The sequence below is a fragment of the Flavobacterium sp. 245 genome, assembly GCF_004362055.1.
Taxonomy (GTDB): Bacteria; Bacteroidota; Bacteroidia; order Flavobacteriales; family Flavobacteriaceae; genus Flavobacterium.
The window spans coordinates 259798-284967 of the sequence record NZ_SNXB01000005.1 but is presented as its reverse complement, the minus strand read 5'-3'; the positions used below and the strand labels follow the sequence as shown (position 1 = coordinate 284967).

Genomic DNA, 25170 nt, shown 5'->3' with positions numbered 1-25170 from the left:
ATGGAGGAAAACGAAGTATTAGTAAAAGTAGAAAATCTTTCAAAAAAGTTTTGTAAAGATTTAAAAACGAGTCTATGGTATGGCGTAAAAGATTTATGCTCTAATGTATTGGGGAATAATAATGATGACCAACAAGAATTGCGACCAAAAGAATTTTGGGCGGTAAAAGATATTAATTTTGAATTAAGAAGAGGAGAGTGCCTTGGTTTAATTGGACATAACGGTGCTGGAAAATCGACGTTACTAAAAATTTTAAATGGTTTAATTAATCCAGATGAAGGAAAGATAACAATGAAAGGGCGAGTTTGTGCTTTAATTGAACTAGGTGCGGGTTTTAACCCGATATTAACTGGAAGGGAAAATATCTATAATAATGGTGCAGTTTTAGGTTTTTCAAGAAACGAAATTGATGCAAAAGTAGAAGAGATTATTGATTTTGCTGAAATTCGTGAATTCATCGATATGGCTGTGCAAAATTATAGTTCTGGAATGAAAGTGCGTTTAGGGTTTTCGATTGCTGCACAAATGCAACCTGATGTACTCATTATTGATGAGGTGTTGGCAGTTGGTGATTTAGGATTTGTTTTGAAATGTTTTAAAGTGATTGACTCAATTTTGCCTAATACCGCTATCATATTTGTATCACACAATATGCCTATGATTTCTCGTATCGCCAGTCAGATTATCCTATTGGAAAAAGGAAAGGCTGTATATCAAGGAGAAAAAGTTTCTAAAGGGATTGATTTATATTATAGCAAATTTGCAAAAACAGGAAACTCCCAGATAGTTTACGATGATAAATCTATTCAATTAATCAAAGCATCTATTGAGGGTTTCGAACAAATAAACGGTATATATCATATTGAATGGGGAAATACAGTTAATTTAAATTTCACGATTAAAAATATTAATTTATCTAAGACTCCATACATTTCACTTGCTATTTATGATAAAGAAGAAAGAGGAATAGCGGAGATTTTTCCAGACAAACAAAGTATGGCAATAATTGGCAATACAAATGAAATTACTTTTACTTTTCAATTAAATAATATTTATCTATCAAAAGGTATATATAATGTTACTTTTACTGCTTCGGAAGATTTTGGATTGAATGTTTATTTTAAAATTCATAAAGCGATTACTCTACAGATAATTCATGACAAACAATTATGGACATCTTTTCTCATGGATTCTAAATTAATTAATGTAACATATTCATAATGCAAAAAAAAGCACTAAAAAATTTAATAAAAAAAATGGCTAATAAATTAGGTTATAGGATTTTAAAAAAGAAAAATTCTGTATTTAATGAATTAATTGTAGCTCATGATATTAATCATAAAAATGATTTATTAAATAAATTTTATACTTTCTTATTAAATCAAAATTATTACCCAAAAACGATCTATGATATTGGCGCGAATACAGGTACGTGGACAGAAGAATGCTTGAGGTATTTTCCCAGCGCTACTTATTACTTATTTGAGCCCCAAATTAATTTAAAAGAAGATATAGATTCACGATTTAAAAACCTCGAAAATGTTCACTTATTTTCTGTAGGAGTTGGGAATGTAAATGATCAATTAAATTTTACTATTCATGATAGGGATGATAGTTGTTCATTTAGCTTTTCAGAGTTGGAAGCAAAAGATAGAGGATTTAAACAAATAAAAGTTCCAATTGTACAATTAGAATCTTTTGTAAATGAAAATAATTTAAAAAAGCCCTGCATATTAAAAATAGATGCAGAAGGGTTGGATTTGGAAGTTTTGGAAGGAGCAAATGAGCTTTTGCAACATACTGAAATTATTATGGTTGAAGTTGCTGTAATGAACAAAAGATTAAAAAATACTGCTGTAGAAATGATGAATTATTTAGATGTTAAGGGTTTTAGGTTCTTTGATATTACAGATTTGAATAGACCATTTCCTAATAATGTCTTATGGTTGTGCGAATTTGTTTTCATTAAGAAAAATGGAGTTTTAGATAAAAACTATTCAAAAAATGATTAATATAACTAAAACTTTCTTACCTCCAATTGAAGAGTATAATCATTATCTAAATAGATTATGGGATAATCAGTGGCTGACAAATCGCGGAGAACTAGTTAAGGAATTAGAAGAAAAATTAAAGGAACATTTATCATCATCAAATATAATTTTAACAAATAACGGAACAGTGCCTTTGCAGATTGCCTTAAAATTATTGGCAAATAAAGGCGAAATCATAACAACTCCTTTCAGTTATGTTGCTACAACTGCCGCAATTGTTTGGGAAAATTGTATACCAGTTTTTGTTGATATTCATCCAGAATATTTAACAATCGATGAAAATAAAATAGAAGAAGCAATAACGCCTAACACTACTGCTATTTTAGCAACACATGTTTTTGGAAATCCCTGTAATGTTGATGCAATTGATACTATCGCTAAGAAACATAATTTAAAAGTAATTTATGATGCAGCTCATTGTTTTGGCGTAAAATATAAAGGCAAATCTATATTTGATTTTGGAGATGTGAGTACGTGCAGTTTTCATGCAACAAAACTATTTCATACAGCTGAAGGAGGCGCAATGTTTTCTCCAAATGAGGATTTGCAGAAACAATTATTTTACAGCCATAATTTTGGACATGATGGGCCTCTCGCTTTTCATGGTCTTGGTGTTAATGGAAAAATGTCTGAACTGCAAGCTGCAATGGGCTTAGCCGTTTTGCCATACATGGAACAGATTACAAGTGAACGAAAAAAAGTAGTTGATTTTTATAATGACAATCTTAATTTTAGAAAAGTCACTTCTTTGAAAATAAGAGAAAATACAATTTGGAATTATAGTTACTATCCTGTTATTTTTGAGAGTGAAGAACAATTGCTTCATGCTCAAAAAAAATTAAATAATGAACAGATTTTTCCTCGACGTTATTTTTATCCTTCCCTAAATACAATTGAGTATACCAACGGTTTGTCAATGCCTATTTCGGAGAGTATTGCTTCGCGAATCTTATGCTTACCTTTGTATGATGGGCTTGATGCTGAAAAATTGAATAAAATTATAAACTGCATTAACTAAGAATGAAAGTTTTAATATTTTCAGGTTCAAATGATCGAGCAGTGATTTCTTTTTGTAGATATTCTGTCGATAGAGAAATTCCAATTTATATTATAGCAAATGGTAATTCAGATTATATCTTTGATACAATTTATAAAGAACATGTAATTGCAGTAAGGTCAAAAAACATATTGGATATTTCTATTCTTCTAGAGTATTGCGAATCAATTAAATCAGATAAAAGCGAAACGGTTTTAATAGTTCCATCTACAGAATATTTAAATAGATTTCTGTTGCAAAATTGTGAAATACTTGCAAAAAACAATGTTGAAATTGGATTATGCGATAGAGAAGTTTACGAAAAGATATCTGATAAATATTTATTTAATGAAATTTGTATCAAGGAGGGTATTAATGTTCCAAATGAATATTTGTCGGTGCCGGATTTTTACCCTTTTGTAGTAAAACCTAAAAAATATATCACAGATTCAAAAGCATTATTAGAAAAACCCCTGTTAGTTTATAATAGAAATGATTTTGAAAAATATATTAAAAATAAAGATCTCTCTGATTATTATTATCAAGAATATATAACAGGACAAAGTTTTTATTTGTTGTATTACTTTTTTAAAAGCGGAGAATATTCAGTTTATTCACAGGAGAATTTAATGCAACAGGAAAATGGAGGTTCTATGATTCTTTGTAAATCGAGTACTATTCATTCAAATGTAATTTCGAAAAAGTTTGCTGATTTGTTTGTTGGTCTGGGCTTTTCAGGTTTAGTCATGGTTGAAGTAAAACTTCAAGATGATAAATTTTACATGATCGAAGCAAATCCTAGATTATGGGGACCTTCACAGTTAATATTAAACGCATCAATGAACTTATTCGATTGTTTTGCATTCGAAAACAAATTAATTTCTGAGATAGAAGAAGTCCAATATGAAGAAAATCAATGGTACTTTTGGGCAGGTGGATTAATAGAAAATCAACAAGCAAAAAAGAATATTTCTTACTATAACTTTAATAGTGAAATGTTTTTTGAAAATTATAATGGTTTTTTGAATAATGAAGTTTATTTGAAAAAGGATACAATAAATTTATATTTAAAAGAAAATATTTATGAATGATGAATTAATTGAGTTATATAAAAAAACTAGTAAACACTCCAATTATCAAGTTCTTCCGACTTTGTTGAAAAATGTACTTAAAGGATCTATTGAGCCATCAATTTCCAGATATGAAAATGAAAGAATGGATTTCTTAAAAAAGCATTTAAGTTTTAAAAACAAAAAAGTTTTAGATGTAGGTGGTAATACAGGTTTTTTTAGTTTTGAAGCTATAGAGGCTGGAGCAAATCAAGTAACTTTAATTGAGGGTAATTTAGCACATGAAACTTTTGTAAAAAAAGCAGCTCAGACCATCAATAAAAAAATCATTACCCATAATTTTTATTTAGATTTTAAAACTAGTATTCCTGAAGAGCCATATGATATAGTATTGTTGTTTAATGTGATTCATCATTTAGGGGATGATTTTGGAGACAAAAATATTGCGTTAGAACAAGCAAAATATGAAATGCAAAATGCAATTAATTTTTTTAGTGATAAAACTGATGTTTTAGTTCTTCAAATGGGGTTTTGCTGGAAAGGAGATAGAGATTTATTGCTTTTTGAAAATGGAACTAAACAAGAAATGATTGATTTTGTTGGAAATGCAACAAAAGATAAGTGGGAAATTCAGACGATTGGCATAGGTGAGGAAACTGATGGGAAAACAATTTTTCATGAATTAAACCATGAAAATATAAAAAGATCGGATTCATTGGGAGAGTTTCGAAATAGACCAATTTTTATTTTAAGGAGTAACTTAAAAGCTTAACATGAATAATACTATTGTTTCCATTTCTTGTATTAGCTATAATCAAGCACCTTATATTAGGCAATGTTTGGACAGTTTTTTAATGCAAAAAACTTCTTTTGCGTTCGAAATTATTATTCATGATGATGCCTCAACAGATGGGACAAAAGAAATTATCGAAGAGTACGTCGCTAAATATCCAGACATTATTTTTCCGATGTACCAAAAAGAGAATCAATATTCGAAGGGAGTCAGAGGGATGATGGTCAGGTTTAACTTCCCAAGATGTATAGGTAAATATATTGCTCTATGCGAAGGTGACGATTATTGGACAGATCCTTATAAATTACAAAAACAAGTAGATTTTTTGGAAGAGAATGCGGATTATATACTTAGTTTCCATGGAATAAGCATTTTACAAACTGATGGGAAATTGGAGGAAGATTTTATAACTAAAATTCCTGAAAATCATGAAACACAGGAAACATTGGCTCGATTTGGAAATTACATCCACACACCCTCAGTAGTTTTTAGGAATGTGATAAAGGAATTTCCTCCTGAATTTGCTATATCACCTATTGGAGATTATTTTCTTTATATGATTTTGACTGAATATGGTAAACTAAACTATATGAACGAAAAGATGGGAGTGTATAGAGCAGGTGTTGGTATTTGGAGCTCAAAATCAGATTATTACAGGAATTTTAATATGTCTTATGCTAATGCTTTACTTGCCAATTTTTTCAATAGTAATGAAAAAATAAGTTCAATATTAACAGATCGAATTATATTTTTTTTGACTAGGTTTGAAGATTATGTGACTTCTGCGGATTTAATTAAGTTAAGCATAAATCGGGATGTTAATGAAAAGGTTTTAAAGTATTTCATTTATAATATAAAATCGTTAAAAACTAGAAAAAATTACGACGATTCTACAAAGAATCTAATAAAAGTATTAATGAAGCGAATTGTTAAGAAAATAACTAAAATTTGAATCCAAAATTTTCCGTAATCATCCCGAATTACAATCATTCTGATTTTTTGGCTCAAAGATTAGAATCTGTTTTTAATCAAACTTTTCAAGATTTTGAAGTGATTCTCCTGGATGATAAAAGTACAGATGATAGTGTCGCTATTTTAGAAAAGTATGCCAGACATTCTAAAGTGTCGCACTTTATAGTCAATGAAAAAAATTCAGGCAGTCCATTTAAACAATGGCAAAAAGGAATACAATTAGCACACGGAAAATATATTTGGATTGCTGAAAGTGATGATTTTTGTGAGCCTATTTTTTTAGAAAATTTAATAGAAATGTTAAGTTCAGATGTTGTTTTGGCTTTTTGCAATTCTATAAATGTTAATCAGCAGGGAGAAAAATTAGGTATTAATACATGGGCAATGTCGTTTGACAAACTTAAATGGAAGGTTAGTTATGTTAATGATGGGAAAAGCGAAATAAAAACTCATTTGCGTTATAGAAATTGTATTCCAAATGCCAGTGCAGTTATATTTAAAAGAGATGCGGTTGAAGATTTATTTTTTGAAGATTCATTTTATTTCTGTGGTGATTGGTCTTTTTGGCTTAAACTTTTGCATAAAGGGCAGATAGCTTATTTAAATCGTCCACTTAATTATTTTAGAAAACATGCTGTGTCGACTAGAGTAATAAAAGATTACGAAAATGAAAAAAAGCGTTTTCAAGAGTATTATTCAATTTTAAGTTCCTACAGTTCATTTTGGAATTTGTTGGTTAATTATAAAAAATGCAATTGGATTGCAGAGGAATGTCTGCAAAAGAGCAATCATTTTACCTTTAAGCAAGTAATAGGTATAAAAATGCCCGTGATGCTCAAATTTTCTTTTCTAAATAAATATTTTAAATTAAAATTTAATAAAAAGCTATGAAGGCAATTTGTACAATAATTACTGGAAATTATGGACACTATGCTTTAGCTTTACATGATTCAATATGTAATTTTAATGCAACCGTTTCCTTTTTTGTATTTGTTAGTGAAGGTAATCTTGCAGCTAATATTTTAGATGAAATTAAAAAGCGAAAAGGAATTTATGTGCTTACAAGTTTGGATTTGCAAAAATCAGAACTTACAAAACAAGTATATTCAAAATATGAAAATATAAATCAAGATGCTTTACGATGGACTATGAAACCAATTGTGATGAGCTACTTATTGCAAGGTGATTACGAAAGCGTTATATATGTAGATTGGGATATTCATTTTTTTAGCGATTTTAATTTTTTATTTGATGAACTAAAAAAATGCAATGTTTTGTTATCACCACATTGGAGGTGTTCAGATCCTAATATAGATTTACTAAATTTTAAATTAAATTTTTTAGATGGAATCTATAATGGAGGTTTTATTGGTGCTTCTAAGGCTGGAAGTGAAGCTCTAGAATACTGGGCCAAATTATGTATTTATAAATGTGAAGTAAATAGGAATGAGGGTTTTTATGTTGATCAAAGATATTTAGATATATTATCTTCAAGATTTGAAAAAATCCACAATATTACTCATAAAGGCTGTAATGTTGCTAACTGGAATGTTATAGATTGTAAACGAGTGAAGCAATCTTCGGGCGAAATATTAATCAATGATAACGATCCCATTGTTTTTATTCATTTCACAAATAGTTTATTTAAAGGAGCTTATTTGTGGAAGAATGACGAAATACTAATTCCTTATATTGAAAAGTATAGAGATTATATATTGCGCTATAGTACTGTAGATGTTATTCAGGATTTTTTACATAAAGGAATTAATATTAAACCTAGATCTGAGTCAATCGTAAATACTAATAAAAATAATTCAAGAAAAATATTTAGGAAAATTTATAAAAAAATCAAAAAAATTGTTTTTAAAAACTAATGAAATTATCAAATATTGCCATTGTTTCTCCAGGTGAAAATGTTTACTCTGAGACTTTTATTCAAGAACAGAAAAAAGGACTAAAGGGAAACATATTTTATTATTATAATGGTGAGATTCCTCAATTTCTAGAGGGCTTTGGAGAACTAAGAAGAAGTTTCACTACATGGTCTGTAAAAATAAAACGTAAATTTGGCTTTAAAACGCTTTCTGCTACAGAGAGAGCTTTTATGTATTCGCTCAAAAAGAATAAAATCCAAGTTGTTCTGGCACAATACGGAACTACTTCTTTCAAAATTGTAAACATCTGCAAAAAATTAAATATTCCTCTTATAACTCATTTTCATGGATATGATGCTTCTGTAAAATCATTTATTGAAAAATGTGATAATTATAAAGAGGTTTTTGAATATAGTTCTTATGTTATTGCAGTTTCCTTATCCATGCAAAAAAGGTTAATTGATTTGGGATGTCCAAAAGAAAAATTGATATACAATACATATGGTCCAAATGATTTGTTTTTAAATATAGTTCCAGAATTTTCTGATTCGACATTTGTAGCTGTAGGACGTTTTGTAAATAAAAAAGCACCTCACAGTACGATATTGGCATTCAAAAAAGTCTATGAGCGATTCCCTGGCGCAAAATTAATTATTGGAGGGACGGGAGAATTGTTTGAAAGTTGCTTAAATATAGTCAGAGCATTAAAACTCGAAGATGCTGTTTTATTGCCTGGGATTTTAAATCAAAAACAATTTGTCGAATATTTATCCACAGGATTAGCTTTTGTGCAACATTCAGTTACTGCTTTCAACGGAGATCAAGAGGGAACCCCAGTGGCAATTTTGGAAGCGAGCGCCGCGGGACTGCCTGTGATTTCAACGCAACATGCAGGCATTCCGGATGTAATTATTAATGGAGAAACAGGCTTCTTAGTAGAAGAGCATGATGTGGATGGAATGGCTGAAAAAATGATATTACTTTTAGAAAATAAAATCCTAGCACAAACGCTAGGCAGGAATGGAAAAGAGCGAATTAAAAATAATTTTACTCTAAAAAGACACTTAAATGTCATTGATGATTTAATAGAAAAATCAATAGTAAATATTCAAAAATAAGCCATTAATTTGCTGTCATACTGAAATAAGAGCTTAGATACTGACTTCAATTATAATAACAAAAATGAAACAATTTATTGTAACTAGATTTAATCTAAAAAAATCTGATTGGAAAAATAGCAAATCTGGTAATTCAGTTTTGACTAATGAATGGTTAGAGCATAGATTTAGTTTGTTTGAAAATTATTGTTTCCCATCTGTTATAAATCAATCAAATCAAAATTTTATTTGGTGTATTTTTTTTGATATTGATACACCAGAAGATTTTAAAAATAAAATAATTGCTTTAACGGCAAATAGACAAAATATAATCCCAATATTTATCGATGGAATGGATGCACTGTATAGTTCTTTTAAGAAATTTATTTCCGAAAATATTACCGTTGAAGACTCACATATCATTACAACAAGAATTGATAATGATGACATAGTTCATCAAGATTTTATTGAGGTAATACAATCTCTATTTCAACCAAGTGATCTTACCGTTATTGACCTAAGAGAAGGATACCAAGTTTCTATTGATGTTCCCAAGCCAGAAGTTAGACTTTATACACATCCATTTAATGCTTTTATTAGCGTAATTGAAAGCACAAAATCTTTTGAGACCGTTTTTTCAAGGGCGCACTATGACTGGAAAACTGAAAAAAATGTTATTTCATATAAAAGAAAACGTCTCTGGATGGAATTGTCCCATCAAGAAAACTATGTTAACCATCGACGAATAAGTCTTAAAAAGGCTTATCATTATGATAGCTTGAAATTTTGTTTGCCGAAAACATTCGAAATAAATATTTTAGATACTTTACAAACTAATTTGAAAATAGATATAAATGAAATTATACACTATTGGAAAAAAAAGATAAGATTTGTAGGTAAACTGCCATTTCGAGGGAAAAGATATTTTTTGAAAAAGATCAATTATTTAAACAAATAGGTTCGTACTAAGTTGAAATTAAAAAATGATCGTTGAGTTTAAACAATACAAAATCTTATTTGGTATTTCTAGAATTGAGAAAAATATTTACTATAAACAAACTAAAGCTTATAACCAATAATCGAGATGAATGATATATTAGTTTCAATTATTATTCCAACATACAACAGAGCAAATATCTTGTCACAAACACTCGATAGTGTTCTAAGTCAAACGTACAATAATTGGGAATGTATTATAGTGGATGATGGCTCAACGGATAATACTGATAGGCTGTTAGCTGAATATTGTAAAAAAGATGTCCGTTTCAAATATTATAAAAGAGCACAAGACACCCCTAAAGGAGGAAATGTTTGTAGAAATTTAGGTTTTGAATTAAGTAAAGGAACATTTATTAAATGGCTTGATTCTGACGACTTATTATCTGATAATCTTTTAACTTCACAAATAAATGCTGTTAGTAAATACTTAGAAAAAAAATATATTCTAGCAACTTCCAAGTGGAATTATTTTTCAGATTCCATAGATGAAATAGCACCTAAATCAGAAGGAATTAATAAAAATTATGAGAATGGTTTCGATTTAATTTCAGATTTTGGAAAGGATAACACATTTTTACCGCCTCATGTTTATTTAGTTCGAAGAGAACTGGTTATAAAAAGCGGACTTTGGAATGATTCTTTATTAATAAATCAGGATGGAGAATTTTTTACTAGAGTATTATTAAATACTAAAAAAATTATTCATGCAGAAGAAGGTATGGCTTACTACAGATATAGTTTTTCGCCTGATAATGTGAGTCGTTTTTCAACAGTAGAAAAATGCAGACATTCAATTATAAGCTGGATACTTATAGATTCGTATATTAAATTATATACAAAAAGTATTTATTCAGACAAATATGTGGAAAACGGAAAGCAACATTTATTGAGAAAGATTTCAGACAAAGAAATTTTACAAGAATATGACTGGTTTTTAGGCAAAAAAAATTTAAAGGACTGGTTTCTAAAAAAGAAGCTCAAAATCTATGAAATTATAAAACGTTTCAAAAGCAAGTAGCAAAATTTTGTTAAGTATAAATTAGATTCAGATTATAAGTGCCCCTAAATAGATTTTAATTAGAGAATGAAAAAATCGAAAAAAATAGTCTTTAAAGTTTTTGAATTTCCGCATTTCTCAGAAACATTTATTGTAGCCCAGATAATAACAGCTATAAAGCAAGGATATGATGTCCAAATACTTGTTCATAAAATAACGAACATTAATCCTGATTTGTGCAGTGGTTTAATTGCTGAATATGGATTGTTAGATAAAATAATATTTGAAGATTATAAAATACCTGAAAATAAATTTTTAAGATTATTAAAATGGATTCAAATTTTGATACTTAATCTAAAAGATTTTCCTTCTATTACTAGATACTACAAAGAACATGCGAAGTTTAGTTTGAGTTGGCTTTTTGAATGGTTTTTTTATAAAAAATTAAGTGATATTACAATATTTCATGTTCAATACGGGACAAATTCTAATGTTTTATCTGCCTTAAAAAAGATTGGTTTTAAACCGATTTTAATAGTAACTTTTCACGGGCATGATGCTTTTTTTCCAATTGGAGGTTATATTCAAAACAATGGATACTATGATAATTTGTTTAAATACGCTGATCTAATAACTGCAAATACACCTTATCTTGGAGATAAATTATTAGATTTAGGATGTCCTATTGAGAGGCTCGAGCTTATTCCTGTAAGTGTTGATACAGCGTTTTTTCATCAACAAAAAAATAACAAACAGTCAATTACTCATTTAAAATTAATAACTGTTGGAAGGTTAGATAAAGTGAAAGGGCAAATTTTTTGTATCGAGGCCTTAAATATACTAATCCAAAAAGGGTTTAAAGTTTCATTGACAATAATTGGAGCAGGGTCTGAACAAAGAAACTTAGAATCTTTAATCGCTAAATATAATTTGAAAGATTCTATTTTTTTGAAAGGAAGTATGTCTCAAGAAGAAATTCGTCTTGAACTATGGAAACATGATGTTTATTTGTTGACAGGACAAGCTACAACAAGCGGACTTAGAGAAACACAAGGGCTTGCAACTTTAGAAGCACAAGCATGTGGACTGCCAGCTATAGTATTTGATTCAGGAGGAATTAAGTATACTGTTAATAATGGAATTTCTGGATTTGTTTGCAATGAATTTGATGTTGATGCCGTAGCTTCTAACATTATAAAATTTATTGAGGACCCAATATTATTAAACGAGATGAGTAATCAAGCAGTAGTTTTTGCTAATGAAAATTTCTCGAGGCAAATAATTGATCAAAAATGGGGATTGATATATAAAAGATTGTCATGAATTACAATAATTTAGTTTCTATAATAATTCCATGCTATAATGATTGGCAATATATTGAACAAGCTGTAGCTTCAGCGTTGAATCAAACGTATCCTTATAAAGAAGTTATTGTAATTGATGATGGATCAAATGCTGAAACTAAAGAGGTTTTAAAAAAATTAGAATCAAAAATCACCAAACTCATTACACAGGATAATCAAGGACAAAGTACGGCTAGAAATGTCGGTATAAAGTCTGCAAAAGGAGATTATATTTTGGTTTTAGATAGTGATGACTTTTTTGAGCCTTCATTTTGTAAGAAAGCAATTCCCATATTTTTGAAAAAAAATGAAGTTAAAATAGTTACTTGCCAGAGTTATCTTTTGTATTCTAACAGAAAAAATGATCTTTTCATACCTAGAGGAGGCAGTATTTCTAATTTTATGTATGCAAATGGAGCCTTAGGAACTTCGATGTTTAAAAAAGAGGATTGGCAATTATGCGGTGGATATGATGAAGAAATGCGCACGGGATTTGAGGATTGGGAGTTTTTTATCAGGATTTTAAAAAATGGCGGAATGGTTGAGGTAATTCAAGAGCCACTTTATAATTACAGAAAAAGACCTAATTCAACTACAAGTACAGCTAATTCTAATAAATATGAATTGTTGAGATATATTTATAATAAACATAAGATTTTATACGTAGATGATTTTGAGAATTTTATAATTAATGTTTTGAATAAAGTTTCATTTGAAGAATCTCAAAAAAACAAGATATTAAATAGCAACGAATATAAAGTAGGTTACTTTTTACTATTTCCAGTGCGAAAAATTGCTCATATTTTAAAATCACTTAAAAAATGATATTTTATTCTCTTAGAAAACGGATGAAACGTAAAATCTTAAATTATTTTTTTTTACTGAAAGTTCTATTCATTAGTTCCTTTGTTAAGCCAAAAGACAAAAAAGTATATATAGATATTCGGGATATAACATTAAATAGATATTTATTTAATTTTATGAAATTCTTTGTACTTATGGACTATACCGTTTACTTGCCAAATGATAGTTCTATTATCGGTAAAATGTCTATTAATAGTAAAAAAGGAGAGCTTAAATATGCGGCGATGATTTTAAAAGAAAAAATTAAAATTGGTAAGCCCTCAAAAAAATCAAATGCTTTGTGGATTACAAAGGAGCAGCTCAGTAATGATTTTTTTAACTCAAAATATTATGATAATAAATTATATTATCATGTTCCAATGAGTAAATATCCCTTAATGTACAATTCTGAATATTTGAGTATAAATACTGATTTTAAAACTAATAGAAAAAAATCAGGATTTATGTCTGGCAATTTTGATGAAAAAAGATATGAAGAAATTACAAAAAGCAATTATTTTGATATTCCAAATAGAAGGGAAATCTTTAATTATATAAATGCACAAAGCTATAATAAGAAAATTAAAAGTCAGGAGGAGTTCGTTGATTTTTTAAAAAGTGATGAAGATAGCGCCGTTGTATTAATCAATGCGCAAGATGATTTTAGATTAAGTTTTTACGAATTATTGAAAAGTTTAGAAAAGTTTAGTTTTTTTATTGCTTTACCAGGTGTAGTAATGCCGCAATCTCATAATTTGATGGAAGCAATAGGAGTTGGTTGTATACCAATAATACATGAAACGTATGCAAATTTATTTGTACCGCCACTTGTGAATAACGAAACCGCATTAGTCTATAAAAACAAAAATGAATTAAATGATTTATTGGTACAATGTTTTGCAATGAGTCAAGAAGACATACTGATATTACGAAAAAAAGTTGTGGACTATTATGATTTGTATTTAAGTCCTTCATCAATAGTTGAAAAGATAGTAAACTCTAAGTTTGATAAGATTTTTATACAAGCGGAACATATTAGTCTTAATTTACTGGAAAATAAAAATATATAATTATGCCTACCCCTACAGTTTCAATAATAATGGCAACCTATAACAGGGAAAAGTTCATTGTAGAAACATTAAGATCGATTCAAAATCAGGTTTATGAAAATTTTGAATGTATAATTGTTGATGATGGTGGGAATGATAATACATTTGAGATAATTGAGCCAATTTTAAAAAATGACCCGAGATTTACATTTCAAAAAAGACCAGATTCTTATTTAAAAGGACTGCCAGGTTCAAGAAATTATGGTCTAGATTTAGCACAAGGACATTATATTATTTTTTTTGATGATGATGATATAGTGCATCCTCAGAATTTAGAATTATGTGTTCAAGAATTAGAGAAGTCTAATATTTACTTTTGTCGTTATATTCGTAATGTTTTTTTTGAAAATTTTCATTATAATTTTGATTATTCTAAAGAATATGACTCTTTTTATATAGATGTAAAGGATATTGATCGAATGCTGAAAAATGAGCTTCCTATTAATTCCTGTGCGGTCATGTGGAAGGCAACATGTTTTGAAAATAACCGTTTTACAGAACATTTGATGTATGCTGAAGAATGGGAGTTATATTCTAGAATTATCTCTTCAGGTTATAGGGGAATTTCAATAGAAAAATGTTTGTTTTTTGGGCGAAAGCATCCTAATTCTAATACAGGTGAATTTTACAGGAATAACCCAGTCCGTATAGAGTCAAAATTGAACGCAATTTTATTAGTTGTGGAGAATTTACAAGTTAAAAACCTATTGAACCATTCGCTAATGCGATATTTTGTTCAGATTTCTTTACGATACAAAGAATTTAAATTGTTTTCAAGAGTACTCAAAGCAGGTAAATTAAATTTTATCATGAGAGTTAAATGGATCATTTTTTATAATATTTTACCGTCTAAAATCTTTATACACAAATTTTATAAGAAGCTTATAAAGCAACAATAATTATGAGAATTGATATTATAGCAGGAGCGCGTCCGAATTTTATAAAGATAGCGCCAATTATTTCAGCAATTAAAGATTTGAAAAATAATGAAATAGAGTACAGGCTTATTCATACGGGTCAACACTATGATAATAATATGAGTGGGACTTTTTTCCAACAATTAAATATTCCTACACCTGATTATAATTTAGAAGTAGGCGGGGGTACTCAAGCGGAACAAACAGGTTCAATAATGGTACGTTATGAAAAATTATTGAATGATAGTTTTAAGCCAGATGTTTGCCTTGTTGTTGGTGATGTGAATTCAACAATGGCATGTTCAATTGTAGCTGCTAAAATGGGGATAAAGGTTGCACATGTAGAATCTGGAATACGTTCAAACGACTGGTCAATGCCTGAAGAAATAAATAGAATAGTGACTGACAGTATTACTAGTTACTTTTTTACAACTTCAATAACAGCAAATAAAAATTTAGTTGATCAGGGTGTTTCTTCAGAAAAAATTTTCTTTGTAGGTAACACAATGATTGATACACTCGAAAAATTTAAATCCAAATTGATTAAACCTGATATTTGGGATTCAATTAAACTTGATAAAAATAATTATTTACTATTAACGATACATAGACCTGCAAATGTCGATGATGATGAAAAAATGAAAGGATATTTGGAGGAAATTTTAGAGCATTCAAATAATTTATCAGTGGTTTTTCCTGTACATCCAAGAACTCAAAAAGTAATTGAAAAATTAAAAATAAATCATAAGAATCTTTATTTAGTGGAGCCGATGGGTTATTTGCAATTTAATTATTTAGTAAAAAATGCAAAAATTGTAATAACTGATTCAGGCGGCATTACAGAAGAAACGACAGTTATGGGAGTTCCTTGTATCACACTGCGAGATAATACAGAAAGGCCTGAAACGGTTACTGTTGGGACAAATGAGCTGATAGGAACTAATCCGTTATCGATAAAACCATTTTTAGTGAAGTTATTTGATGAAAAATGGAAAAAAGGTGAAATACCAGACTTATGGGACGGTTTTGCCGCAAAACGCATAATTGATATTTTGGTAAATCTTAATCAGCAATAATGAAAAAAATTTTAGTAGTTGCTGAATCTATAGATGTCAATGATAGCAGCGGAACAAAAGGGAGAGTAGCATTAATTTATAATTTAGTTGAAGCAGGATTTGAGGTGTTGGTGTATCATTACACTAGAAAAAATATTCAATTAGCAGGAGTGGATTGTATCTCTATTCCTGAAATAAAATATAGTCCCAATTATTTTTTAAGCCGTTTTCAAAGAGTTTTTCAACGTAGTACAAATATTAATATATCGTTATTCTTAGAGAAATTGTTTGGTTTTTCATTTACTTTTTTTAATGATACTAATAGTATTGCTAGAGCTTTAAAAAAATGTACTTTTCAGCCTGATTTGATACTGACATTAAGTAAAGGAGCTAGTTTTAGGCCACATTATGCTGTTTTAAAACTTCCGGAATTACATAATAAATGGATGGCTTATATTCATGATCCATATCCTTTTCATTTTTATCCAAGACCATTTACTTGGGTTGAACCTAATTATAAAGCTAAAGAAAACTTCTTTTTAGAAATTTCAAAAAAAGCTAAATTTAGTGCATTCCCTAGTCAATTGTTGCTGGAATGGATGGGAAGTTATTTTCCTGAGTTCATTAAGACAGGTCTTGTAATACCACATCAAAATTCTAAAAATATTGCTCAAAATTTAGATCAAGGTACTAATTTGCCAAGCTATTTTGATGATTCGAAGTTTAATTTGCTACATGCTGGAAATTTAATTGGCGGACGATCTCCAAAAGGGTTGATAGAAGGTTTTTTATTATTTTTGAACCAAAATCCAGAAGCTGTAAGAGAATCTAAGCTAATTTTATTAGGTAGCGCATCTAATTATGCAGAAATGATTCAAGGATATGAATGTGAAAAGAACGAAATTTATTTTTATAATGGAAATGTCGCTTTTGATATTGTGTATCGTCTTCAAAAGAGTGTTTCTGTAAATGTTATTTTAGAATCAAAATCTGAGATCAGTCCGTTTCTTCCAGGAAAATTTCCTCATTGCGTTGAAGCAAATAAAGCAATTCTCTCTCTCGCGCCTTATTACAGTGAAATCAGAAGGCTGTTGGGAAATGATTATCCTTACTGGGCAGAAGTCGATCAAGTTGATAAAATCGCTGAAATTATTGGAGACATGTATAAATTATGGAAACAAAATCCCAATAATTTGAAATTGAATAGGCAAGATTTAGTTGATTATTTATCTAAAGATTATTTGAAAAGGATAATCGATGATTTGTAAAAATAAATATTAATTAACGAAGGAAAAGTAACTGTAGTAAAGCTGATTGATTATTATAAAGTTATTTAAACGTGATGCTAAATGAGTATAAGAACACTTGTTTTAAAGATAATAAAATACATACCTCTTAATAGTTTCAAAATATTTTTATTAAAAAAAATATTTGGTTATTCTATAGGCAAAAATGTAAAAATTGGAAAGGCTTTAATCATTTGCGATAAGGTCGAAATTGGCGACAATGTTTTTATAGCTGATAGAAATTTTATCTCATGTGGGGCATTATCGATCGGATCTAAAACCTCCATCCATTCAGGTAATATTATTCTAGGATCTGCAAATTTTTCTATTGGTAATGATTCAAGAATTATCAACGATCATTATTTTGACTTGTATTGTAATATAAATATTGGGAATAATACCTGGATTGCTGGAAAAGAAAGTCAATTTTGGACACATGGGTCAATTCATACAAAATCAAAAACCAAAGATCTTTCCATAACAATTAAAAATGATGTCTATGTAGGATCTAGAAGCCTTTTTGCGCCAGGAGTTTTTGTTGAAAGTGAAAACTTAATAGGATTAGGAAGTGTTGTAAATCAAAAATTTTTAGAAAGAAAAACAATTATTTCAGGAAATCCGGCATCAGTTGTTAAACGAGATATTGATTGGCGATTAAATTGGTAAAAAAGAAATAAAAAAATATTAGTTATCGTTGACGATTTTTTTTATATAACGATTAAAGGGAATTTTTGTCTTCTAAGTTATTTAAAATTAATCATAGATATTTTTGAGAAATTAATTTAAATGAAAAAGCTAGCAGTTTTAATGCCTACTTATAATTGTGCTAAGTATTTGTCTGAAAGTATTGATTCAATTGTAAATCAAACTTATTCAGATTTTGATTTATACATTTATGATGATTGCTCAACTGACAACTCGACTGAATTAATAGAAAACTATAACGACGATCGAATTTTTTATAGAAAAAATGAAGCAAATTTAGGTATTTCTAAAACATTGAATATCGGACTAGAAGAGTTGTTGGGAAACTATGAGTTTATTGCAAGGATGGATGCTGATGATTGGGCTTATCCAAACAGATTTCAAATGCAAATGGATTTTATGGAACAAAATCCTGATGTAAATTTATGCGGAACCCAAGGATTTTGGCTAAAGAATATGGGAGAATCACCAACTTCTGGATGGCAATATCCCGTTTCTTATAACTATATAAGGTTGTACTTGCTGTTTACCGCTTCATTTGGACATTCTTCTCTTTTTTTTAGAAGTAGTTTTTTTATTGCTAAAAAATTGAGGTACAATGATACCATTAAAACTTGTGAAGATTGGGATTTATGGATACGAGTTTCGGCAATGGGAGAAGTACACAACTTGCCAGATTTTCTAATGAAATACAGAATCATTTCCACAAGTAATCATCGATCAGAGGAAAATAAGACTAAACATTTTATTGAAAGATCAAAAATCATATCTAATTATTGGAAAACTTTTGATAGTAATCTATCACCTGAACAAGTTTTAGAATACTATTATGAATCAAATGATAGTTTGAAGCAGAATTTTATTCAGAAATTAAAAATACTTATCAATTCTTTTAACCAATTGTTTGTAAATCATACATTAGATTTACAGATAGAAGATAAGAAAAAATTCAATTACCTTTTAGCTAGAAAAATTGTAGATTATAGAAAGAGGGCAAAAATTAGTTTATTTAATCCTTTTGTTTGGTTTTTATTGCTGACTCATGTGAAATTTATTAGTATGCCCCGATTAATTAAAAGTCAGATAAATTAAATGAAAAATAATAGAATTGAGATTTTAGACAGTTTTCGTGGTATAGCTATTGTTATGGTTATTTTTTTTCATTTTTTCTCGCGCTGGACTAATTTATATCCATATTACAATAAATATGATTATTTTGGATATGGAAAATATGGAGTTCATTTTTTCTTTATGATAAGTGGATTTGTTATTTTATTTACACTTGAAAGAACAAAATCATTAGGACAGTTTTGGTCCAATAGATTTACGAGATTATTGCCAGGAATGTTTTTTGCTTCCGTTTTAACTTATATTTTCTTTAATTTTTTGGATAATGATTTTTTATTTCCAGCGAGTCATTATTTTAAAAATATAGTGGTTAGTTTAACCTTTATACAGCCAGATTTATTGTCTTCACTAACAAGGTATACAGTTAAATTAGATTATATAAGTGCTTCCTATTGGAGTCTTTGGGTTGAAATTCAGTTTTATGTTTTAGCTTCTTTTTTATATTTCTTTTGTAAAAAAAGTTTTTACCGTAATTTTTTCACCATATCTATAATCTTGAGTGTTTTTAGTTTTGTATTATCATACGTCGATACTTCAAATAGTTTATATGTAAAGCTTAAAGCTTGGGAATCAGTTTTCAATTTAGGAGAAGCATTGCCATTTTTTTGTTTGGGAGCAGTTTTTTATGTTTTTTATGAAAATAATTTAAAACAAATAAAAAATGTAGCTTTAGAGAAATGCCTTTTTTTATTTTTTTCTTTCTTTTTACTTTTCAAGTCTTTCCCTGATTTAAAAAAAATGTCACTCTTTATTGTTTTTATTTCACTGTTTTTATTAATGATTTATTACCCTAGACGAATTTCGTTTTTAAATGCAAAAGTTATAAATAGTATTGGAGTTTCATCCTATTTTCTTTATTTGATACATGAAAATATTGGTATTTTTTTAATAAATAAAAATCACCTAAACTTTAATTTTTTGCCTTTTTTGCCAACACTTATTTATATTATGATATTAATTGTAAGCAGTGTTCTATTTACAAAATACGTTGAAGGAAGAATCATAATGGTTTTGAAAAAAGTCAATAAATTTTAAAAATGAGAGCTTCAATATTAATTGTATCAAAAAACAGAAAACAAGATTTATTCAAAACTTTAAATATTATAGAATCTTTAATAGATAAAGCTGAAGTAGAAGTATTAGTTTTTTTGGATGGATGTACTGATGAATCTGAAAATCTCAAAAATGAATTTATTTGGGTAAAATGGTTTATTTCTGTAAAATCGATTGGAGCTTCAGCAGCCAGACATCAAATTTACCCGTTAGCAAATTCGGAAATATTAATTGGATTGGATGACGATGCTCATCCGTTAAGTATTGATTTTTTGGATCAAATAGAAAATCTGCTTAAGAAAAATCTTCAAGTTGGAATTTTAGCCCTTGAGGAGATCAGAGGAGTTTTTCAATCTGATCAGGAAGCTTTGAAGCATGCAGAAAATGTAAAAAAAGAATATTTAACCTCGGAATTTATTGGGTGTGGTTTCGCAATTCGAAAATCAGTTTATAATCTTACAAACGGTTTTCCGGTATGGATTGATATTTACGGAGAGGAGTCCTGTTTGTCTATTGAAGTTATATCAAAAGGTTACGATATTTTATATACGAATCAAGTGAAAATTAATCATAGAGTAAACAAAGAACAAAGAAAAGTAAGTAAACAGAATTATTTTAGATTTGGGAAACAATTAAAAAATTCAACATTTTATTTTTTGGTTTATTATCCTTTTCCTTTAATTAATATTTTAAAATTGTATTGGCATAATTTTAAAAAATATGCTTTAAGTGATTGGCAATGTTGTAAAATATATTTTAAAACTTTGCTTGTCGTAATGATTAAAACCCCTAAGATTTTAAAATATAGAAAACCGATTGATAAATCTGTAATTTTAAAAATGCGAAGTTTGTCACATTTGAAATTTTAAAAAAAAATCAAATTTTGAAGCTTGCCAATCTTATTAAAAACCTATAAAATAAAGTATTTTTGTTAATACAAAAGAAATTTAAGTATGCCGTCAAAAAAATCATCACCATATATTATTGCTGAAATTGGTCAAGCCCACGAAGGCAGTTTAGGAATATTATATTCCTATATTGATGCGATTGCAAAAACAGGAGTTGATGCAGTTAAATTTCAGATGCATATTGCTGAAGCTGAAAGCAGTGAACATGAACCTTTTCGTGTAAAATTTTCATTAGAAGACAAAACACGATTTGATTATTGGAAACGAATGGGCTTTTCTTTAGAACAATGGAAAGGAATTAAAGAATATTGTGACGAAGCTGGATTAGATTTCATTTGTTCTCCATTTAGTAATTTGGCTGTTGATTGGCTGGAAGAAATAGGTGTTGAATGTTACAAAATAGGTTCTGGCGAAGTAAATAATTTTTTGATTCTAGAAAAAATTGCTAAGACTGGAAAACCCATGATAATTTCATCAGGGATGAGTTCTTTCTCAGAACTTGATAAAACAGTAGGTTTCTTAAAAGAAAGAAATGTTGAGTTTTCAATTTTGCAATGTACAACTGCTTATCCCACACAACCAGAACAATACGGGCTAAATGTTATTTCGGAATTAAAACAGCGTTATAATGTTTCAATAGGATTTTCAGATCATTCTGCTAAAAAAGAAGCTTGTATTGCAGCTACAGCATTAGGTGCTTGTATTTTAGAATTTCATGTTGTTTTTGACAGGGAACTTTTTGGACCAGATGCAAAGGCTTCATTAACGCTAGTTGAGGCTAGAGAACTTGTAGAATCTGTTCGAAATGTTGGCAAAGCAATGAAAAATCCAATAGAGAAAAATGATATTGAGTATTTAAAGCCTTTGAAACAAATTTTTGAAAAATCTTTGGCTATTAATAAAGATTTACCTAAAGATCATATTCTTACATTTGGTGATTTGGAAGCAAAGAAACCCAAAGGTTTTGGAATAGATGCTTCTCAATTCCAAAAAATAATTGGAAAAACATTGAAGAAAGAATTAAAGCAATGGGATTTTTTGAATGAATCAGATTTGTTATAAGCAACGAAAAAAATAACCTTTTTAGCTTAATAAATTTGAGAAAAAATAACATTTTGCTTTCCTCTTTTTTATCTACTTTAGCCCTTTAATAAATTAAAAATGCCAAAAAGAAAAATAGCTGTGGTAATCACAGCCCGACCTTCTTATAGTCGTGTAAAAACTGTATTATCAGCTATTCAAAAGCACCCGGATTTAGAATTGCTTTTGGTTGTAGCGGCTTCGGCTTTATTGGATAGATACGGTTCTGCCGTGAATTTTATAGAGAAAGACGGTTTCAATATTGCCGCGAAAGTTTTTAACGTATTAGAAGGAGAAAATCTAACTGCTGCAGCAAAAACGACAGGAATTGGGATTTTAGAATTATCTACGGTTTTTGATAATTTAAAACCAGATATTGTGGTAACCGTAGCCGACCGATTTGAAACAATGGCAACTGCTATTGCAGCTTCTTATATGAATATTCCTCTAGCGCACATTCAAGGAGGTGAAGTTACTGGAAATATTGACGAAAAAGTACGTCATGCAATCACAAAATTATCAGATTATCATTTTGTAGCTTCAGAAAATGCAAAAGATAGAGTTATAAAATTAGGAGAAGATCCAGAATTTGTTTTTAATACTGGCTGTCCTTCTATTGATTTAGCAGAAGAGATTATAAAAAGCGAAAAACTTCCATTTGATCCTTACCAAAAATATGGAGGAGTGGGCGCAACACCTGATTTATCAAATGGATATTTGGTCGTAATGCAACATCCTGTTACTACAGAATATAAAGATTCTAGAAAGCATATAGAAGCTACTCTTGAAGCTATTTACAAAATAAATAAGCCTACACTTTGGTTTTGGCCAAATGTCGATGCCGGAGCAGATGGGACTTCAACAGGAATACGTGCTTTTAGAGAGCAGCATCAGTTGCCTAATGTTCACTTTTTTAAGAATATGGAAGGGAAAGATTTTCTTGAATTATTAAAGCACAGTGAATGTTTAATAGGGAACTCTAGTGTTGGTATTCGTGAATGTGCCTTTTTAGGAGTTCCAGTAATCAATATAGGCTCACGTCAAAACAGAAGAGATCGTGGAGGAAATAGTGTTGATGTTGATTATTCACAAGAACAAATTGAGACCGCCATTAAAACGGCTGTTCAAAAAGGGAAAGCAGAGTCATCGTCAATTTATGGTGCTGGAAAAGCTGGTGAACAGATAGCTGACTTGCTGGCTGAATTACCTTTGCAATTTCATAAAACAATAATGTATTAATGAAAATTCTTGCTATCATCCCGGCTCGAGGTGGCTCAAAGGGCGTTCCAGGAAAAAACATAAAACTCCTAGGAGATAAGTCGCTTATTGTTCATGCCATTGATTGTGCAAAGGAGTCTAAAATGATTTCGAAGATTGTGGTTACTACGGATAGTCCTGAAATTATAAATGTTGTCGAAAAAGAAAATGTAGATATAATAGTAAGACCAGATAATCTCGCAAAAGATGATAGTCCTGTAGTAAACGCAGTTAAGCATGTATTAGATACTTTAAAAAGCGATTACGATTTGTTAGTTTTACTGCAACCAACGGCTCCGCTTCGCTCCGCGCAGCAATTGGATGAAATTATTAATATGTTTAAAAAGGATTTGTCATTAGAGGGCGTCATCAGCGTTGTGCCTATGGATGACATTCATCCAGCTCGAATGTATCAGCTTGATGAAAACATCAATTTGATTCCTTACATCAATTCGGGCGAAACTTTAAGAAGACAAGATTTAACACCCGTTTATTATAGAAATGGCTGCTTTTATGCAGTGACTCAAAAAGCATTTTTAGAACAAAATACCTTAATGCCTACATATAAAAAACCTTATATAATGGATCCAAATTGGCTCGTCAATATTGATAACAAAAGGGATTTTGCACTGGCAACTTTATTATATGATGATTGGAAAGATGAAAATAGCAATAACTGAATCCGAGCATTTTAGCCCAAAGGGATTAGAGAAACTTTCAGAAATTGCGAGTGTAAAGCTGTTAGATTGTAAAAATGAACAGCAACTTATATCAGAATGTATTGATGCTTCTGCAATTTTTGTTAGATTAAAGTTTAAGATTAGCAATTCTATAATTGACCAGTTGCCAAATTTAAAATATATCCTTTCGGCTACGACCGGAACAGATCATATTGATGAAGACTATTTTGCTTCAAAAGGCGGTAGAATTTTTACCTTAAAAGGGGAAACTAATTTTTTAGAAAGTATTCCGTCAACTGCAGAACATACTTGGGCTCTAATTCTTTCCTTAATTAAAAAAGTACCTTTTGCATTTGATGATGTAAAATTAGGAAATTGGGATAGAGATAGATTTAAAAATAATAATCTAAAAGGCAAAAATATCGCTGTTTTAGGATTAGGAAGAGTTGGCAAGCAAGTAGCCCATATTGCATCAGCTTTTGGTATGAATGTAGGATTTTACGATGTACTTTCTTTTGAATCAGAATATGAAAGATTTGCAACCCCGACGACCTTATTTTCTTGGGCAGATATTATTTCGATCCATATACCTTACACAGAAGAGAATAAGTATTTTATAGATGAAAATCTTCTAAGTGGCGTCAAAAAAGAAGTTTTTGTTATTAATACGTCTCGAGGAAAAATTTGGGATGAAAAAGTAATTGCCACCAAAATAGAAGAAGGTTTAATTAAAGGTATCGCAACGGATGTTATATCTGATGAGTTCCAACATGAAAATGAAAAGAACGTATTAATAGCTTTAGCTAATAAAGGATTTAATATTATTATTACGCCACATATAGCTGGAGCCACCTTTGAATCTATGGCAATGACAGAGGAATTTATTGTAGAAAAGTTTTGTAGAAATAGTATTTGAA

Annotated in this window: 25 protein-coding genes; all 25 read left to right on the top strand. The window is 29.4% G+C overall.

Features of this window, described 5'->3' with window-relative positions:
- The 25 genes from EV145_RS12135 (at window position 1) to EV145_RS12015 (ending at window position 25169) form a co-directional block, all read left to right on the top strand.
- On the top strand, window positions 1–1221 hold the full coding sequence (locus EV145_RS12135; RefSeq protein ID WP_133525479.1) for an ABC transporter ATP-binding protein: 1221 nt from the start codon (window positions 1–3) through the stop codon (window positions 1219–1221).
- Window positions 1221–2012 carry an FkbM family methyltransferase gene (locus tag EV145_RS12130; RefSeq protein ID WP_133525478.1) on the top strand — a complete coding sequence of 264 codons (792 nt, stop codon included), beginning with the start codon at window positions 1221–1223 and terminating at the stop codon, window positions 2010–2012. Before EV145_RS12135 ends, EV145_RS12130 begins: the two co-directional genes overlap by 1 nt.
- The gene (locus EV145_RS12125; RefSeq protein ID WP_133525477.1) at window positions 2005–3069 is read left to right on the top strand and encodes a DegT/DnrJ/EryC1/StrS family aminotransferase; all 1065 of its coding nucleotides are present in this window, start codon (window positions 2005–2007) and stop codon (window positions 3067–3069) included. The genes EV145_RS12130 and EV145_RS12125 overlap by 8 nt, the downstream gene beginning before the upstream one ends.
- Before the next feature lie 2 nt (window positions 3070–3071).
- A complete protein-coding gene (locus EV145_RS12120; protein WP_133525476.1) occupies window positions 3072–4178 on the top strand; it encodes an ATP-grasp domain-containing protein in 1107 nt (368 codons plus the stop codon).
- Window positions 4171–4929 (top strand): class I SAM-dependent methyltransferase, encoded by a 759-nt coding sequence (locus tag EV145_RS12115; protein WP_133525475.1) that lies wholly within the window; start codon window positions 4171–4173, stop codon window positions 4927–4929. Before EV145_RS12120 ends, EV145_RS12115 begins: the two co-directional genes overlap by 8 nt.
- 1 nt (window position 4930) lies before the next feature.
- Window positions 4931–5902 carry a glycosyltransferase gene (locus EV145_RS12110; RefSeq protein WP_133525474.1) on the top strand — a complete coding sequence of 324 codons (972 nt, stop codon included), beginning with the start codon at window positions 4931–4933 and terminating at the stop codon, window positions 5900–5902.
- Entirely contained in the window at window positions 5899–6813 is a 915-nt protein-coding gene (locus tag EV145_RS12105) for a glycosyltransferase family 2 protein (RefSeq protein ID WP_133525473.1), read from the top strand. The genes EV145_RS12110 and EV145_RS12105 overlap by 4 nt, the downstream gene beginning before the upstream one ends.
- Window positions 6810–7796, top strand: a complete 987-nt coding sequence (locus tag EV145_RS12100) for a hypothetical protein (protein WP_133525472.1) — start codon at window positions 6810–6812, stop codon at window positions 7794–7796. The genes EV145_RS12105 and EV145_RS12100 overlap by 4 nt, the downstream gene beginning before the upstream one ends.
- A complete protein-coding gene (locus EV145_RS12095) occupies window positions 7796–8914 on the top strand; it encodes a glycosyltransferase (protein ID WP_133525471.1) in 1119 nt (372 codons plus the stop codon). Before EV145_RS12100 ends, EV145_RS12095 begins: the two co-directional genes overlap by 1 nt.
- A gap of 64 nt (window positions 8915–8978) precedes the next feature.
- Window positions 8979–9851, top strand: a complete 873-nt coding sequence (locus EV145_RS12090) for a glycosyltransferase (RefSeq protein WP_133525470.1) — start codon at window positions 8979–8981, stop codon at window positions 9849–9851.
- A gap of 126 nt (window positions 9852–9977) precedes the next feature.
- A complete protein-coding gene (locus EV145_RS12085) occupies window positions 9978–10910 on the top strand; it encodes a glycosyltransferase family 2 protein (protein ID WP_133525469.1) in 933 nt (310 codons plus the stop codon).
- 66 nt (window positions 10911–10976) lie between these two features.
- Window positions 10977–12212: a glycosyltransferase gene (locus tag EV145_RS12080; RefSeq protein ID WP_133525468.1), complete on the top strand. Its 1236-nt coding sequence runs from the start codon at window positions 10977–10979 to the stop codon at window positions 12210–12212.
- Window positions 12209–13057: a glycosyltransferase gene (locus tag EV145_RS12075; protein ID WP_133525467.1), complete on the top strand. Its 849-nt coding sequence runs from the start codon at window positions 12209–12211 to the stop codon at window positions 13055–13057. Before EV145_RS12080 ends, EV145_RS12075 begins: the two co-directional genes overlap by 4 nt.
- Before the next feature lie 23 nt (window positions 13058–13080).
- The gene (locus tag EV145_RS12070; RefSeq protein ID WP_133525466.1) at window positions 13081–14145 is read left to right on the top strand and encodes a hypothetical protein; all 1065 of its coding nucleotides are present in this window, start codon (window positions 13081–13083) and stop codon (window positions 14143–14145) included.
- Window positions 14146–14147: 2 nt separating this feature from the next.
- On the top strand, window positions 14148–15083 hold the full coding sequence (locus tag EV145_RS12065) for a glycosyltransferase family 2 protein (protein ID WP_133525465.1): 936 nt from the start codon (window positions 14148–14150) through the stop codon (window positions 15081–15083).
- Between the two features lie 2 nt (window positions 15084–15085).
- Entirely contained in the window at window positions 15086–16177 is a 1092-nt protein-coding gene (wecB, locus tag EV145_RS12060; protein ID WP_133525464.1) for a non-hydrolyzing UDP-N-acetylglucosamine 2-epimerase, read from the top strand.
- Window positions 16177–17424: a UDP-glycosyltransferase gene (locus EV145_RS12055; RefSeq protein WP_133525463.1), complete on the top strand. Its 1248-nt coding sequence runs from the start codon at window positions 16177–16179 to the stop codon at window positions 17422–17424. The genes wecB and EV145_RS12055 overlap by 1 nt, the downstream gene beginning before the upstream one ends.
- An 81-nt stretch (window positions 17425–17505) precedes the next feature.
- The gene (locus EV145_RS12050; protein ID WP_133525462.1) at window positions 17506–18108 is read left to right on the top strand and encodes an acyltransferase; all 603 of its coding nucleotides are present in this window, start codon (window positions 17506–17508) and stop codon (window positions 18106–18108) included.
- A gap of 120 nt (window positions 18109–18228) precedes the next feature.
- Window positions 18229–19239 (top strand): glycosyltransferase family A protein, encoded by a 1011-nt coding sequence (locus tag EV145_RS12045; RefSeq protein ID WP_133525461.1) that lies wholly within the window; start codon window positions 18229–18231, stop codon window positions 19237–19239.
- Window positions 19240–20310, top strand: coding sequence for an acyltransferase family protein (locus tag EV145_RS12040; protein ID WP_133525460.1), 1071 nt, complete (start codon window positions 19240–19242; stop codon window positions 20308–20310). It abuts the gene before it with no gap.
- A gap of 2 nt (window positions 20311–20312) precedes the next feature.
- On the top strand, window positions 20313–21197 hold the full coding sequence (locus EV145_RS12035; RefSeq protein WP_133525459.1) for a glycosyltransferase family 2 protein: 885 nt from the start codon (window positions 20313–20315) through the stop codon (window positions 21195–21197).
- A gap of 84 nt (window positions 21198–21281) precedes the next feature.
- Entirely contained in the window at window positions 21282–22298 is a 1017-nt protein-coding gene (locus EV145_RS12030; protein ID WP_133525458.1) for an N-acetylneuraminate synthase family protein, read from the top strand.
- Between the two features lie 99 nt (window positions 22299–22397).
- Window positions 22398–23555, top strand: a complete 1158-nt coding sequence (gene neuC / locus EV145_RS12025; protein ID WP_133525457.1) for a UDP-N-acetylglucosamine 2-epimerase — start codon at window positions 22398–22400, stop codon at window positions 23553–23555.
- A complete protein-coding gene (locus tag EV145_RS12020; RefSeq protein ID WP_133525456.1) occupies window positions 23555–24253 on the top strand; it encodes a cytidylyltransferase domain-containing protein in 699 nt (232 codons plus the stop codon). The genes neuC and EV145_RS12020 overlap by 1 nt, the downstream gene beginning before the upstream one ends.
- Window positions 24234–25169 carry an NAD(P)-dependent oxidoreductase gene (locus EV145_RS12015; RefSeq protein WP_166638446.1) on the top strand — a complete coding sequence of 312 codons (936 nt, stop codon included), beginning with the start codon at window positions 24234–24236 and terminating at the stop codon, window positions 25167–25169. Before EV145_RS12020 ends, EV145_RS12015 begins: the two co-directional genes overlap by 20 nt.
- Window position 25170 lies beyond the last annotated feature (1 nt).

Coding starts and splice junctions, on each gene's coding strand:
- EV145_RS12135 (WP_133525479.1), top strand. CDS start 1: ATGGAGGAAAACGAAGTATTAGTAAAAGTAGAAAATCTTTCAAAAAAG.
- EV145_RS12130 (WP_133525478.1), top strand. CDS start 1,221: ATGCAAAAAAAAGCACTAAAAAATTTAATAAAAAAAATGGCTAATAAA.
- EV145_RS12125 (WP_133525477.1), top strand. CDS start 2,005: ATGATTAATATAACTAAAACTTTCTTACCTCCAATTGAAGAGTATAAT.
- EV145_RS12120 (WP_133525476.1), top strand. CDS start 3,072: ATGAAAGTTTTAATATTTTCAGGTTCAAATGATCGAGCAGTGATTTCT.
- EV145_RS12115 (WP_133525475.1), top strand. CDS start 4,171: ATGAATGATGAATTAATTGAGTTATATAAAAAAACTAGTAAACACTCC.
- EV145_RS12110 (WP_133525474.1), top strand. CDS start 4,931: ATGAATAATACTATTGTTTCCATTTCTTGTATTAGCTATAATCAAGCA.
- EV145_RS12100 (WP_133525472.1), top strand. CDS start 6,810: ATGAAGGCAATTTGTACAATAATTACTGGAAATTATGGACACTATGCT.
- EV145_RS12095 (WP_133525471.1), top strand. CDS start 7,796: ATGAAATTATCAAATATTGCCATTGTTTCTCCAGGTGAAAATGTTTAC.
- EV145_RS12090 (WP_133525470.1), top strand. CDS start 8,979: ATGAAACAATTTATTGTAACTAGATTTAATCTAAAAAAATCTGATTGG.
- EV145_RS12085 (WP_133525469.1), top strand. CDS start 9,978: ATGAATGATATATTAGTTTCAATTATTATTCCAACATACAACAGAGCA.
- EV145_RS12080 (WP_133525468.1), top strand. CDS start 10,977: ATGAAAAAATCGAAAAAAATAGTCTTTAAAGTTTTTGAATTTCCGCAT.
- EV145_RS12075 (WP_133525467.1), top strand. CDS start 12,209: ATGAATTACAATAATTTAGTTTCTATAATAATTCCATGCTATAATGAT.
- EV145_RS12070 (WP_133525466.1), top strand. CDS start 13,081: ATGAAACGTAAAATCTTAAATTATTTTTTTTTACTGAAAGTTCTATTC.
- EV145_RS12065 (WP_133525465.1), top strand. CDS start 14,148: ATGCCTACCCCTACAGTTTCAATAATAATGGCAACCTATAACAGGGAA.
- wecB (WP_133525464.1), top strand. CDS start 15,086: ATGAGAATTGATATTATAGCAGGAGCGCGTCCGAATTTTATAAAGATA.
- EV145_RS12055 (WP_133525463.1), top strand. CDS start 16,177: ATGAAAAAAATTTTAGTAGTTGCTGAATCTATAGATGTCAATGATAGC.
- EV145_RS12050 (WP_133525462.1), top strand. CDS start 17,506: ATGAGTATAAGAACACTTGTTTTAAAGATAATAAAATACATACCTCTT.
- EV145_RS12045 (WP_133525461.1), top strand. CDS start 18,229: ATGAAAAAGCTAGCAGTTTTAATGCCTACTTATAATTGTGCTAAGTAT.
- EV145_RS12040 (WP_133525460.1), top strand. CDS start 19,240: ATGAAAAATAATAGAATTGAGATTTTAGACAGTTTTCGTGGTATAGCT.
- EV145_RS12035 (WP_133525459.1), top strand. CDS start 20,313: ATGAGAGCTTCAATATTAATTGTATCAAAAAACAGAAAACAAGATTTA.
- EV145_RS12030 (WP_133525458.1), top strand. CDS start 21,282: ATGCCGTCAAAAAAATCATCACCATATATTATTGCTGAAATTGGTCAA.
- neuC (WP_133525457.1), top strand. CDS start 22,398: ATGCCAAAAAGAAAAATAGCTGTGGTAATCACAGCCCGACCTTCTTAT.
- EV145_RS12020 (WP_133525456.1), top strand. CDS start 23,555: ATGAAAATTCTTGCTATCATCCCGGCTCGAGGTGGCTCAAAGGGCGTT.
- EV145_RS12015 (WP_166638446.1), top strand. CDS start 24,234: ATGAAAATAGCAATAACTGAATCCGAGCATTTTAGCCCAAAGGGATTA.